The sequence below is a fragment of the Peristeroidobacter soli genome, assembly GCF_004138485.1.
Lineage (GTDB): Bacteria > Pseudomonadota > Gammaproteobacteria > Steroidobacterales > Steroidobacteraceae > Steroidobacter > Steroidobacter soli.
In genome coordinates, this window is record NZ_RYEV01000010.1 from 222976 (window position 1) to 235793 (window position 12818).

The 12818-nt window shown below is 63.2% G+C and carries 10 protein-coding genes; 5 read left to right on the top strand and 5 right to left on the bottom strand.

Translation table 11 applies throughout. The features are described 5' to 3' along the window. Positions 1-83: 83 nt before the first annotated feature. Positions 84-2798, bottom strand: coding sequence for a LuxR C-terminal-related transcriptional regulator (locus tag EKO19_RS35595; RefSeq protein WP_129782183.1), 2715 nt, complete (start codon positions 2796-2798; stop codon positions 84-86). A gap of 168 nt (positions 2799-2966) precedes the next feature. Between EKO19_RS35595 and EKO19_RS35600 the strand changes: the two genes are divergently transcribed. After that, positions 2967-4805 (top strand): AMP-binding protein, encoded by a 1839-nt coding sequence (locus tag EKO19_RS35600; RefSeq protein WP_129782184.1) that lies wholly within the window; start codon positions 2967-2969, stop codon positions 4803-4805. Between the two features lie 16 nt (positions 4806-4821). Here EKO19_RS35600 and EKO19_RS35605 read toward each other — a convergent pair whose 3' ends face one another. Both EKO19_RS35605 and EKO19_RS35610 read right to left on the bottom strand, forming a co-directional pair. Next, positions 4822-6153: an MFS transporter gene (locus EKO19_RS35605; RefSeq protein ID WP_157995590.1), complete on the bottom strand. Its 1332-nt coding sequence runs from the start codon at positions 6151-6153 to the stop codon at positions 4822-4824. A gap of 12 nt (positions 6154-6165) precedes the next feature. Further along, positions 6166-8451, bottom strand: coding sequence for a TonB-dependent receptor (locus tag EKO19_RS35610; RefSeq protein WP_175597316.1), 2286 nt, complete (start codon positions 8449-8451; stop codon positions 6166-6168). 233 nt (positions 8452-8684) lie between these two features. On the opposite strand from EKO19_RS35610, the gene EKO19_RS35615 reads away from it, so the two are divergent. Then, the gene (locus tag EKO19_RS35615; RefSeq protein ID WP_129782187.1) at positions 8685-9548 is read left to right on the top strand and encodes an SDR family NAD(P)-dependent oxidoreductase; all 864 of its coding nucleotides are present in this window, start codon (positions 8685-8687) and stop codon (positions 9546-9548) included. A 93-nt stretch (positions 9549-9641) separates the two neighbouring features. Continuing rightward, entirely contained in the window at positions 9642-9992 is a 351-nt protein-coding gene (locus tag EKO19_RS35620) for a hypothetical protein (RefSeq protein ID WP_129782188.1), read from the top strand. Positions 9993-10055: 63 nt separating this feature from the next. On the opposite strand, the gene EKO19_RS35625 is transcribed toward EKO19_RS35620, so the two are convergent. Together EKO19_RS35625 and EKO19_RS35630 are read right to left on the bottom strand one after the other, a co-directional pair. Then, positions 10056-11522 (bottom strand): hypothetical protein, encoded by a 1467-nt coding sequence (locus EKO19_RS35625; protein ID WP_129782189.1) that lies wholly within the window; start codon positions 11520-11522, stop codon positions 10056-10058. Continuing rightward, a complete protein-coding gene (locus EKO19_RS35630; protein ID WP_129782190.1) occupies positions 11519-11911 on the bottom strand; it encodes a hypothetical protein in 393 nt (130 codons plus the stop codon). The genes EKO19_RS35625 and EKO19_RS35630 overlap by 4 nt, the downstream gene beginning before the upstream one ends. Positions 11912-12218: 307 nt before the next feature. Here EKO19_RS35630 and EKO19_RS35635 point away from each other — a divergent pair, with 307 nt between their 5' ends. Both EKO19_RS35635 and EKO19_RS35640 read left to right on the top strand, forming a co-directional pair. Next, a complete protein-coding gene (locus EKO19_RS35635; RefSeq protein ID WP_129782191.1) occupies positions 12219-12461 on the top strand; it encodes a type II toxin-antitoxin system CcdA family antitoxin in 243 nt (80 codons plus the stop codon). Further along, entirely contained in the window at positions 12461-12778 is a 318-nt protein-coding gene (locus tag EKO19_RS35640) for a CcdB family protein (RefSeq protein ID WP_129782192.1), read from the top strand. The genes EKO19_RS35635 and EKO19_RS35640 overlap by 1 nt, the downstream gene beginning before the upstream one ends. The last annotated feature ends 40 nt before the right edge of the window (positions 12779-12818 follow it).

Genomic DNA, 12818 nt, shown 5'->3' on the forward strand with positions numbered 1-12818 from the left:
GCGCGCGAGCCAATTCGCGAGCTGCGGTGTCAGGCAGGAGTTTGCGGGACCGGCCGCGGAATCTCGTCGTCAAAAATGACGATTCATGAGATCAGGCCGTGCCGGCGGGCCACCGCGATGGCCTGCGTCCGGCTGTGCACGTCGAGCTTGGTGTTGATATTCCGCATGTGGGTGCGGACCGTGGACTCGGAGATGAACAGGCGCTCGGAGATCGCCCGATTCGACAGGCCCTCGTTCGCAAGCCGCAGGGCTTCGATCTCCTTGGGTGTGAGCAATTCGCTCGGCGCCGGGGTCGTCGTCGGCACGACCGGTTGCGCGGGAGCGCCGCCCAGCAGTCCCTGGGCGAACTCGGCAAGTGCCCGTCCTTCGGGCAAGTCACGACAGCGCTGCAGCCACTCCTCCACCACCGACAACACGGTCGGGCCTTCGTCAAGAAACGTTCGGCGAAAGCCTTCCGGTGCGGCGAGCGACAATGCCTGGCCGATGTGCAGCTGAGCGAGCTTCTTCTGTCCCGTCGCCTGCGCAGCCTCCGCGAGCAGAATACGAAGCTTCAGCACGCGCCGGCGCCGCTGCAGGTATTCGGCCTGTTCCAGCGCCTGATCGAGCCGGGCCATTGCACTCTCAGCCCGTCCACTGCGAATCAGATATCGCAACTCGCCGATCTCCAGCGTATCAGCGTCATTGCCCGCCATGGCGGAGCGCGAGACCCGCGCCCACAGCAGGTCATCCTGGGCCGCTTTGAGCTCGGCCGCGGCAACATCGACATTCCTGTCGCTCAAAGCGAACCGGGCGCGCTCGAGCTTGGCGCTTGCCACCGCGCGCGGCAGCTCCAGACGATGACCCAGATGCTCCAGCTCCTTGGTCAACTGAAAATGCCGTTCCTGGTCGCCGCCGATACCGGCGATGCGTGCCATCAGGACATGTCCGCTGATGATCTGATCGGCGAGCCCGCCATCTTTGATCAGCGGCGCATAGATGTTGAGCAGCCGCTCCGCCTGCCCCAGCTCGCCGGCCTCGTAGAGCGCTTCGGCCATCAGGATGCCGGCCATGGCGTTGGCCTTCACGTTGCGTGACTGTGCTCGTGTATCAGGATTGAGTGCGGCTCGCAGGCGTATGGTGGCATCGCGTAAGCGGCCGCGCATGAGCGCCATCGCCCCTTCGATCGATTCGGTGACTGCAACGCTGAACATGGCGACCGCCGCGGTCTGCGTGCGACGCGCCTCCTCGATGTAAGCCTGCGATTCATCGAAACTGCCGCGAATCATCGAGACCGTCGCGAGCGCAATCAGCAGCATGTGTCGGGAAAAGGCCGCATGCTGAGGCAACAGCGGCAGATTCTGCTTGCCACGCTCATATGCGTCGTCGGGACGATCCATCAGAGACAGCAACAGAGGACGCAGGCCAAGCAGATACTCCGCGAACTCCGCACTGCTCGGGTTGCTTTTCTCGACATCGTCCAGCAGCGTCAGCGCTTCGCGGGGCGAGCGCACGAAGCTCAACACCCATGCATGAATCAGCCGCAGTTGCGGATAGGCGACGAGCGCGGCCGGCGGAATGCTGCCGAACCATCGCGCGAGCATCCGCATTCGCGCGTCCGCCAGCAGTTGAGCCGCATGTTTCGCGAGCAGCGGCACTGCGCGTTCCAGATCTCCGGATTGCAGCGCATGTTCGATGGCTCGCACCGGACGCTGCTGCCGCTCGTACCAATACGATGCGGCCAGATGGATGGCACGGGCGCGCGACGGCTGCTCACGCTCCAACTGCCCCCGCAGAAACTCGGCAAACAGGCTGTGATAACGATAGATATCGCGTTCGCGATCGACCGGAATCAGGAACAGATTGGCACGCTCCAGCCGCTCGATCATCGTCCGGCTGTCGTCGCGTCCGCACACCTCGTTGCACAACGCGGGAGTGAATTCGCTCAGGACGCTGGTCTCCAGCAAAAAACCGCGCAGCTCCTCGGGTTGCCGGCCCAGCACGTCCTCCGCGAGAAAATCCGAGATGGCCGCATCCGACCCCGAGAAGTCCTCGATCAGTCGAGGATCGCCAGTGCCGCGCTCGAGTGCCAGCGAGGCCAGCGACAAGCCCGCCGGCCAGCCTTCGGTGCGCTGATGCAGACGCGCCAGTTGCTCGTCGCTCAACGGCAAGTGTTTCTGACGACGCAGCAGCTCGCTGGCTTCATCGATGGAGAAGCGCAGTTGACCGGGCTCGATATCGAGCAGCTTGCCCTGGGCCCGCAACCGTCCCAGTCCGAGCGCGGGAATGCTTCGCGAGCCGATCACGATCTGCGCGCCGGGCGGCAAATGATCGATCACCTGTCGCACCAGCCCGAGCGCCGCCGGGTTGACCAGCGATTCGAATTCATCGAGGAATAACAGGAATGGCTGGCGATGCGAGCCGATGTGTTCGATGAGCTCGACCAGCGCCGAGTCCGCGCTCGATTCGATGCTGCCCACGTCGAGTGCCGGAATCGCCGCAGCCAAAGCAACGGCCAATGCCGCCAGAAAGCGGCCCACGTCGTTGTCGGCGGCGTCGAGTGTGAGCCAGGCGCACGGCAGGTTACTGCTCACGCAGCGCTGGTAAACCTGTCGCATCACCGTGGTTTTGCCAAACCCCGCCGCTGCACGGATCACGACGATCCGCGCCCCGCCGGCCGCGAAGATCTCATCGCACAGCTGTGAGCGGCTGACCTCGTGCGCCCCCGGCAGCGGCGGCCGGCATTTCAAAGCCAGCACCGGCTGCTGTCGGTCCGCGGTATTCAGCCCGCTGACTGCGGTGAACTGACTCTCGTCTTTCATTATCGCCAGACCATACCCGTTGGCCCCGTTCGTGTTCAACACGGTCGTCATTTTTGACGACGACGGTCACGAGCGTCAGCCGTATGATGTCACTCAACCGCCGGGTAGTGCATTTGCGCACAGGCTCGACCTGGCGTTGCGAAGTCATTGCTGTCATCCGAGGGATGCGTGGATAACGCCCAGCTACATCGAGAATCGCCGCCCGCATCGAATCCTCTCGCCGAGCGGCTGCCCTCGCCCGCCGTCGATTGCCGGATCCTCCGCGATGGCTCGTTCCTGCTCCGATCGCGGCTGCCGCTGATCAAGCCGCGAGCCTCAGTGATCGCGATGCTCGAAGAAGCGGCACAACGCCATCCCGACCGCGCTTTTCTGCGTGCCAAGACCAGCGCGCACGAGTGGGCCGAGCTCACCTTCGGTGACGCCGAGCGGTGCTCACGAAGCATGGCGCAGTGGCTGTTCGATCAAGGCTTGCGACCGCGAGATACCGTGGCCGTGCTCTGTGGAGCCGGCATCGATCACGCCCTCTTTGCGCTGGGAGCGATGCGCATTCACGTCGGTGTGGCTGCGTTGAATCCCATCTATCTGCGCGCTTCCGACTCGCGCCGGCTCGGGCATTGTCTTGCCATCGTGCGGCCCTCCTTGCTGCTGGTCGATGACGAACCCGCAGCCCGAGCGGCGCTGAACGCGCTGGGATTGAACATTCCGCTGCTCTCGATTCGAACCGCGCAGTCGCGGGGACAAGCGCCGTTCGATGAAGCGCTGCAGACGATCCCGAAACAAGATATCGCAACGCTCGAGCGATCCATCCCGCCGGACTGCGCCGCGCGCATCGTGTTTACGTCAGGCTCCACGGGGTTGCCCAAAGCCGTGCCGCAGACCCATCGGATGCTGACCGCATCGATGGCACAGACCGAATCGATGGGATTGTTCGACTTCTCATCGGAGCATCCCCGGCTGCTCGATGGCCTGCCGTGGCATCACATCTTCGGCGGCAACCACAACTTCAACGCCGCCCTGCGCACGGCGGGAACCATCACGCTCGACGATGGCCGCCCGACGCCCGAGCTGTTCGGCCGCACGCTCGAGAACCTCAAGAGCGTCCGGCCTTCCTACATCGCCACCGTCCCACTCACCCTCACTCTGCTGTGCGACGCGCTGGAAACAGATGCCGAGCTGCGCAATCTCCTGTTGCCCGACCTCGAATACCTGCTGTTCGGTGGCGCGGGCCTGCAGAGCAGCGTCGTCTCACGATTGCACAACGTCACGCGCAGCGCTGTCGGCCGCCCGCTGCCTGTGCTCGCGACTTACGGCGCCACCGAGATGCAACTCGTCGGTGCCGTGCATTGGGTGACCACTCGCACCGATCTGCTCGGCGTGCCCGTGCCCGGCACGGAGATCAAGCTCACGCCCGTCGGCAACAAACTGGAGATCCGGGTACGCGGGCCCAGCGTGATGCCGCGCTCGGGTTATCTCGACAACCCGGACGCCACCGAAAAAGTCTTCGACGAAGACGGGTTCTACCGGACCGGCGACACCGCCGTGCTCGCCGAGCCCGATCGGCCCGAAGCGGGGCTGATCTTCGACGGTCGCCTCGCCGAGGAATTCAAGCTTGCCTCCGGCACCTGGGTGTCCGCCGGCACCGTGCGCGAGAATGTTTTGACCGCCTGCTCTCCTCTGCTCCTCGAAGCGGTAGTCTGCGGACTCAACCAGGACGAGCTGGGTCTGCTGGCATGGCTCAATTTCAATGCAGCGGACGCCACCGGTGAGAGCGTGCGCGAGGCGCTGCGTCAGCGCATCCAGCTGCACAACGCTCGCTGGAAAGGCTCCTCCATGCGCATCGGTCGAATGCTTCTGGCCACCAGGCCGCTGGCGACCGCCGATGGTGAGATCACTGATAAAGGCAGCGTGAATATTTCCAAGGTGTGGCAATCGCGCGGTGACGACATCGAAAAGATGTTTGCCAGCGTTCCCGGTGAGGACGTAATGATCTTCGCCCCCGGCGAATGACCCGGCGAGTCGCGCTTCAGTGCGACTCCAGTTCGCGCACCATCGCCCGGTAGTGTGGCAATGCACCCGCCAGCATCCACGTCCCGAATGCCGCGCTACCGGCGCAAACCAGGGCGAGCGCCAGATGAACCAGGTGTGGATCGCGGAACACATAGTCCGTGAGCAATGCCACCAGCGTCGGCGCGACTCCGATACCCAGCACGGACGCCACGAATACATAGATCGAGGCTGCGACACCTCTCATTCGATTGGGGGTAACTGTCTGCAGCGCGGCCGCAGCCAGCGCGAGCGGCAGGTTGTGAAAGAACATTGCACCCACGGCCAGAGCGACGATCGCAACCGGCGTCGGCGCGATGGCAATGCCCGCACACAGAAACGTCACTGCCACGCCCACCATCACTTCCAGACGAAGCGGCGCATCGACATGGCCGCGCGCAGCCAATTGGCGCCCGACCCAGGGCCCCGACAGCACCGCCGCCGAACCGAACAATAGCACCGGCATGCCATACATCAGCCCGACCGATCCCGGGCTCACGGCATGATTTCGCATCAACAATGCCGGGATCCACGCAGCCAAGGCGTAAGTGATGATGGCGAGCGACGATACACCGAAGTAGAAACGTCCGTAGAACGCGCGCCGCGCCATGAAGAAGGTGGATGTCTCACGCAACGTGAAGTGCTCAGCCGCCACGCTGCGAACCGAGTTGGTTCGTGGCGGCTCTTTGAGCGAAGCCAGCAACACCAGGCCCAGCACGATGCCGGGCAAGGCGGTCAGCACGAAGACCAGTTGCCACGCCGACAGGTGCGCGAACACCGGCACCGCTGTAACCAGATCCGCGGAGAAGCTGATGATGGCGCCGCCCGCCACCAGCGCCAGGCCACCGCCGAGCGACGGCGCGATCATGAACAGGCTCATGGCACGTGGCAGACGCTCGCGATCGAAGTAGTCGGCGATCAACGACCATGCAACGGGCGATAGACAGGCTTCGGCGGCGCCCACACCGGCACGAGCCAGAAACAACGACCAGAAGCTGTCCGCGAATCCACAGAGCGCCGAGCAAACGCTCCACGCAATCACGCCAAACACCAGGATGTTCCGGCGATTGCCGCGATCCACCCAGCGACCGAACAACGGTCCGAACGCGACGTACGCCGCCATGAAGGACAGCCCCTGCAACAGGCTGACCTGAGTATCGCCGAGCAACAGATCCCGTTTGATGGGATCGACCAGCAGGTTCAACACCTGCCGGTCGACATACGCGAGCGTGTAAGCGAAGGTGAGCAGGAACAGCGCGTAGGAGGTCCCGGTGCGGAGCGTCGTTCCCGCGCGCTCCGCGCTTTCAGTCACCGCCGCCACTGATCAATAGCGATAAGAGAAGTTGATGCCGTACGTGCGAGGCATGCCGGCATAGCGGATCACGCTGTCCGTGCGGCGGTTCGCAGTGAACCAGTAATACTCGTCCGTGATGTTTCTGCCATAGAGCGTGGCACGCCACTTCTCATCGGCGCTGGCCACCCCGAGTCGCACGTCGACCAGCGTGTAGGCATCGATGTCGAGGCGCGGATCCGGCAGGAAGTCGCCGTTCGTCCCGCTGCGATAGTTGGCGCCGACACCCACGAAACCATCGAGAGCGCTGTTGAGACCGAACGAGTACTCACCATCGGCGCTGATCTGCCACTTCGAGGCGTAGGGAAAGGCTTGTCCCTTCAAGTCCGTCCGCACCGAGCCGCCGAAGACCGTGTAGTTGCCGCCCGGCGAGCCTTCGGTGACTTCGGTATCGAGATAAGTCACGCCCGAGGTCAACCGCAGGCCCGCCACCGGTGCCCAGTCGAGCTGCAACTCCGCGCCCTGCACTTTCGATTTCGGAATGTTGACCAGCGCCTCCAGCGGCCCGAACACAGGCACGATGGTGCGGCCTTTCAACTGCTTGTCGGTGTAGTCGTTATAGAAAATCGCGCCGTTCACCTGCAGCGTGCGCGCGAACAGCGTCGACTTCACGCCAATCTCGTACGCAGTGATCTTCTCCTGATCCACCGGCGCATATTGAGGCGCATTCGTGCCCGGCAGCGTCGGATAGCCGCCGGCCTTGAAGCCTCGGCTGACGTTCGCGTATAGCAACGTGTCGGCCGTGACGTTCCAGTCCAGACCCGTGCGCCAGGAGACATTGCTCTCCGACTTGCTGTCCACCACCATCTGCGGCACCGGCGGCGTATCGGTGCTGAAGGTCACGCACTCTCCCAACGGAATGACTCCGGTATAGCCGAGCGAAGTAGAGAAACCGCGCGCGAAGGTCTGATTGCCCGCGTTGAGCGAGCAACCCTCGAAATCGATGTCGGTATCGGTATAGCGGGCGCCGAGCTGCAGATTCAGGTTCGGCACGAGCTCATAGCTTGCGTTGGCGAACACCGCCGCGCTTTCAAACGTTGTTCGGCCGACCTGCGGCACCACCTCGGTCGGTGGCAGGCCCAGACGCGAGAACGCATGCCCGGAGCTGGACTCCGACAGACGTTGATCGTCCTGCTCGAACGCCTTGTCGCGGCTGTAGTTGACGCCGACGACCCAATTTCCCTTGTCTATCGTGCCCGCCACACGCAGCTCCTGCGTGAAGCTCTCCACCTGCCCGACGATATACAGATCGGCGATGGTCAACGCCGTGCCATCGCCATCCTGGCCGAACTCCTGATCGAAATCCGAGTACGACGTGAGCGACGTGAGCGTCACGAGGTCAGTGATCTCGTAGTCCGCGCGCAGGGTCGACTGCCACAGCTTGTTGTCGCGATCGAGATCGTACTCGCTGTGATACCCCCAGTCGGCCTGGCGAGCATCGCTCGACGCGCGTGGATACGTCGGCAGCCGCGGATCGAGGAATGCCCCTGGCGTCTGCTGGAACGTCTGCACGAACTGCGGCGCCTGGGTCTGCGACTTGTCGATGAAACCATTGATGTTCAACGATAGCGTCAGTGCATCGAGCGGACGCCAGTCGAGAATCATGCGCGCCTGGGTGAAATCCTTGGCACCGAGCGTATCGCCGGGCCGGGTCGAGCTCTTCTGCCAGCCGTCGCTCTGCGAGTGCTTGACCGCGACCCGCGCGCGCAGCGTGTCGGTCAGCGGGCCGCTGATGAAGCCGCCCACATCGTAGCTGCCGAAGTTCCCGGCGCCCGCGTCGAAGCCGGCGTTGAACGTGTCGGTCGGTTTGGCGGCGATGTAATTGATGGCGCCGCCGGTCGCGTTCTGTCCGAACAGCGTACCCTGCGGTCCTTTCAACACCTCGACCCGCTCCAGATCGAACACCGCACCCAACGTGAGCGCCGGAAATGCCAGCGGAACCTCGTCCACATAGACGCCGACGGTGGGCTTGGACGCAAGACTGGTGTCGAAGAAGCCGATGCCGCGGATGAAATAGATGGGCGTGCCGTAACTGCTGTCGGCGTAGGCGAAACCGGGGACGGTCTTCGCAAGCTGCGACATGTCGGAGACCCCCATCGCCTGCAACTGGTCGCCGGAGATCGCGGTGATCGACATCGGCACCGAGTTGATCGATTCGGTGCGCTTTTGCGCAGTCACGATGACTTCCTCGAGTCCCGTGCCGGCATCCTGCGCCACCGATTGATGAGCCATGGCCTGCAACACTGCCAATACGGCCACGTGAGAAGTTCTGATCCCCCGAATCATCATGCCTCCGCAGGAGCTGTCATTTATAAGTCGTAAGGCATGGCGTGCATCCACCCAGCCGTGAGGTCGGAGTATGTCCGCGGGCGGTTGACGAGGCATCGGCAAAACTGACGAGTTTGTCAACGGCGGGGGCTCGTCGGATCTGCCGATGGTCCCTGCACCACTGGTGCGTAGGCTGCGCGGACCACCGGCTCCTCTCTCGACCCATGACTCAAGAATTGCGATTCGACGGACACGTGGTTGCTGTCGCTGGCGGCAGTGCGGGACTCGGGCGTCAATACTGCCTGGATCTTGCGCGCAGTGGTGCGCGAGTGATTGTGGGCGGTCGCGGGCCGAGCACCGAACAGGTCGTCACCGAGCTTCGCGCGCTCGGCGGCGAGGCGGTCGAGTGCATCGCCGATGTTCGCGATGGCGAGCGATTGATCTCCCGTGCCCTCGAGGCATACGGCCGCATCGACGGCCTGATCGTCAACGCCGGCATCGTTCGCGACCGCTCGTTCGCCAGGATGTCGGCCGATGAATGGCGCGAAGTCCTCTCCATCCATGTCGACGGCGCCTTCGCGTGCGTCAAAGCTGCGTGGCCCGTCATGATCGCGCAGGGCGGCGGACGTATCGTATTGACCACCTCCGGCGCCGGCCTGCATGGCAACTTCGGCCAGGCCAATTACGCCGCGGCCAAGGCCGCACTGATCGGATTCATGCGCACCCTGGCCATCGAAGGTGCGACCAGGAACATTTACTGCAACGCTGTAGCCCCGATGGCGCTGACCGCAATGACCGAGAGCGTGTTCGACGAGGAAATGAAATCGACATTGGCCGCGCCGCTGGTCTCACCCTTCGTGCTGGCAATGGTGCACCCCGCCTGTCGTGAGAACGGCTCGATCATCGAGACCGGCGGCGGCTGGGCCTCACGTCTGCGCTGGCAACGGTCACGCGGAATTCGTTTCGAAGAAACTGACTTTGGCGCCGGCGATGTGCTGGCGCGCTGGAACCAGATCACCACATTCGATGACGTGGACTATCCCGACTCGACGAAGGACAGTCTCGACGCCGCGCTCGGCAGGCAATGAGAGAGAGAGATAATATATATCCCGATCCACGGCCTATCGACTTGCTCGATGTGTATGCTGCATTTCGCGCAAGACCCACAGGGAGGATCAGTCATGAGCTTTCGAATCCGCTGCGCGCTCCTCGCCGCGGGCGTGTTCTCTTCGACACTGGCATGCGCCGCGGGCTATGTGTCGAGTGCGCAGGTCGTTGGCGTTCGTGTCGATAGCAACGGCAAAGGGCTGGTCATGTTCGACCGGGCACTGGGCAGCACGCCGGCCAGTTGCGCCATTGCCTACTACGCGAATGCCTTGGCCTTCGACCTCAATACCAATGCCGGCAAAGCCATTCTCGCTTTGGCGCTCGCCGCGAAAGCCTCGGGCGATCCGGTGACTGCCTACGGTCAAGGGACCTGCGCGACGTACGGTCACTCCGTCGAAGATTGGAACTACGGTCAGGCTCAATAGCCCGGGTTGAGCTGCCGAGCGGCCTTCGCTAGTTCGCAACGATGTCTCTCTACCTGCCGTCCCTCAGCCCTGCTCCGCCCCCAGCGGCAGCGACAGAATCCACAGCCCGACGATGGTGTACGCGACCATCAGGACCAGCGTCGGCAGCTGGCTCAGCACCGGCCGGCGGTTAGCAAACATTCGCATCGCGGTGACATGCGCGAGATAGATGCTCACGACGTGCCCACCCAGCAGGACCGCCACCTGGGTGTGCCACACGATGCCCATCTCGAGCGTCGAGGGCTCCACCGGGGCGCCGGCCTCGAGCGGCAGCAGCCGCCAGCCCAATCCCAGCGGATCCGACAGCAGCGCCGGCAATGCCTTCACCTGCATCCACAGGAACGTGAAATAGTGCGTGAAGTGATAGGCGATGGCGATCGGCAGCAGCGAGTAACAGAACTTCAGTGCCAGCGTCTTCAGTGGAATCGCGCTTCTAGTCAGTTGCTTCGCCAGATACAGCACCAGCAGATACAGGCCCAGATACAGAAACGGAAACACCAGCAGCCCCGCCTGCCGGTACAACAGATACCAGTCCATCAGCAGAGTCTGCGCCTTGCTCAGATCGTCTCCCCACAGCGGCTCGAACAGCCACAGCGCGTTCCTCCAGAACAAACCCACCCACAGCACGGTGTCGAGAATCGCATCGTACGTGGTCGAGGACAGCATGAAGAGCACGAACAGCACCAGCGCAATGTGCGACGGCGCTTGTCTCTGCACACTCGCCAACGGTGAGCGCAGACGCGCGCGCCAACCCTGCGAGCCGCGCAGGCGCCGGTATTCGACGGGTGCGAGCGTGCCGATCAAATGGAAATAGACGCTGAAGAAGTCGGCCCTGCGAAACCACTTCGTTGCACCGAATGCGAAACATCCCAGCAGCGTGATCGCGCTGTAGCTCAGCAGCAGCAACGCCGTCGCACGAGGCGTCGGCTTCACGAACAGCTCGATTGCGACCACCGCGACATAGAACCCAACCGCCGGCCAGTAGCCCAGCCGGCGTGGCCACCTCACCCGGCGCGTCGTCAGATTGCAGCCACGGCGTTGCAAGGCCTCGATCACCGTTCGCCACGGGTTGATCAGCGCATACAGGTCGCCGGCCACCAGCGTGAAATACGCGAAGCCCAATAGAAACATCACCCAGAAGAGCGTCATCGCGATGTTCCGGGCAGGATCCTCGCTACCAAACAGTCCCGCGACCAGGGTGAGCACCCATCCGCCCATCGCCACCGCTCGCATCAGACTCAGTGTCAGCGGGCTGAGAACACCCCCACGTCGATGTTGCTCCAAACGCAGCACCGGCGCCTGAGCGGGCGGCGCAGTCACCAGGAAGCCAAGCAAGGAAAAAGTGATCAACAGGGTCGCGACGCACGAGTAAACGTACATCCAGAACGGCACCGGTAGCACATAGACGGTACCGAAAGAATGCGCACCCGCGAGGCTCGGGGCCAGGCAAGCAGGAAACAGCCAGCGATGAGCGTGAAGCGGCAACCTCATTGCGCCTTCACGTCGAGCACCGCCAGTTGACGATGAGCCATCGGACTGTCGGGATCGGCGGGGTTCGCTCGCTCGTGCAGATGAATGGGATAGATACCCGCCGTCTTCGCGACGAACGTGAGCACGACCTCGGCGCCCGCGACGACGACCACATTCTGATCGTAGCCATGCACGTGCACCTCGCCGGCCCGATCGGAGCGAATCCGCAACGTCACGGTTTCGCTCTGCCTCACCGGCAGAACGGTCATCGCCTCATCCGGCTGCGGGGCCGCGATGACAAGATCGAACGTCGGGTTGGGCACAACGTTGAGCCCGGGCTCACCGATCCAGGCGCGCGAGCCAAAGTACAGAACGACCAGGGCGACGAGGGTCGCCGCCGCCCACAACACGAGGCTGCTTCTTGGCGGCCCATTTCGAGACACTGTCGTAACCATCCAGTAAGACCCTCCGCTCCATGACGATCGTCCCGGAAGCTATACGCCTTATCCTGGATTGAACCCCTCAGCAAGCCCGGCCAGCCCCCGGGCTCGCCTCTGGCCCCGGCAGGTCGATGAAATATGGGGTGGGATACGCCCACATATCGGAAAGGAGGCCAACAGCGGTACCCTTGGGACGCGCACTCTTGATGTGCATGTGTGGTGCGCATCCGCAATCCACACTATGATGTGGTCTACGCCGTATCCTCTGGAGCAACCCATGCCGCCGCCCACTCGCGCCCAGGCGAAAAGCGCCACGAACGTCAGCATCCGCCGCGACCTGCTGGAAGCCGCCCGCGCATCGAAGATCAATCTGTCCGCCACGCTTGAGCAGGCATTGATCGAGAAACTACGCGAGGTGCAGCAGTTGCAATGGCGGGAAGAGAACCGTGAATCCATCGAGGCGTATAACCAGCACGTGGAGAAGCACGGTGTGTTCTCTGACGGCAGCCGGAACTTTTGATGACGCAGTTCACGGTGTACAAGAACAAGAATCCGCGCAGCAAGACCACGTACCCGCTGCTGCTGGATGCCCAGGCAGATCTCCTCGATGATCTGCAGACCCGGCTCGTCATTCCTCTGACCAAGGCTCCGACGCTGACGAAAAAGCCTATCGCGCGTCTGACACCGCCCATTACAGTCGCCGGCGAACACTATCTGCTGATGACGCCACAGTTGGCGGGCATCCTGCGCTCGGAACTAGGCGCGGCCGTCGGTAACGTTGCCGATCAACGAAGCGCGATACTTGCTGCGGTAGACTTGCTGATTACAGGCGCGTAGAAGCCCTCATCCGATCGCTCACCCCTCCAGCAGCGCGAAC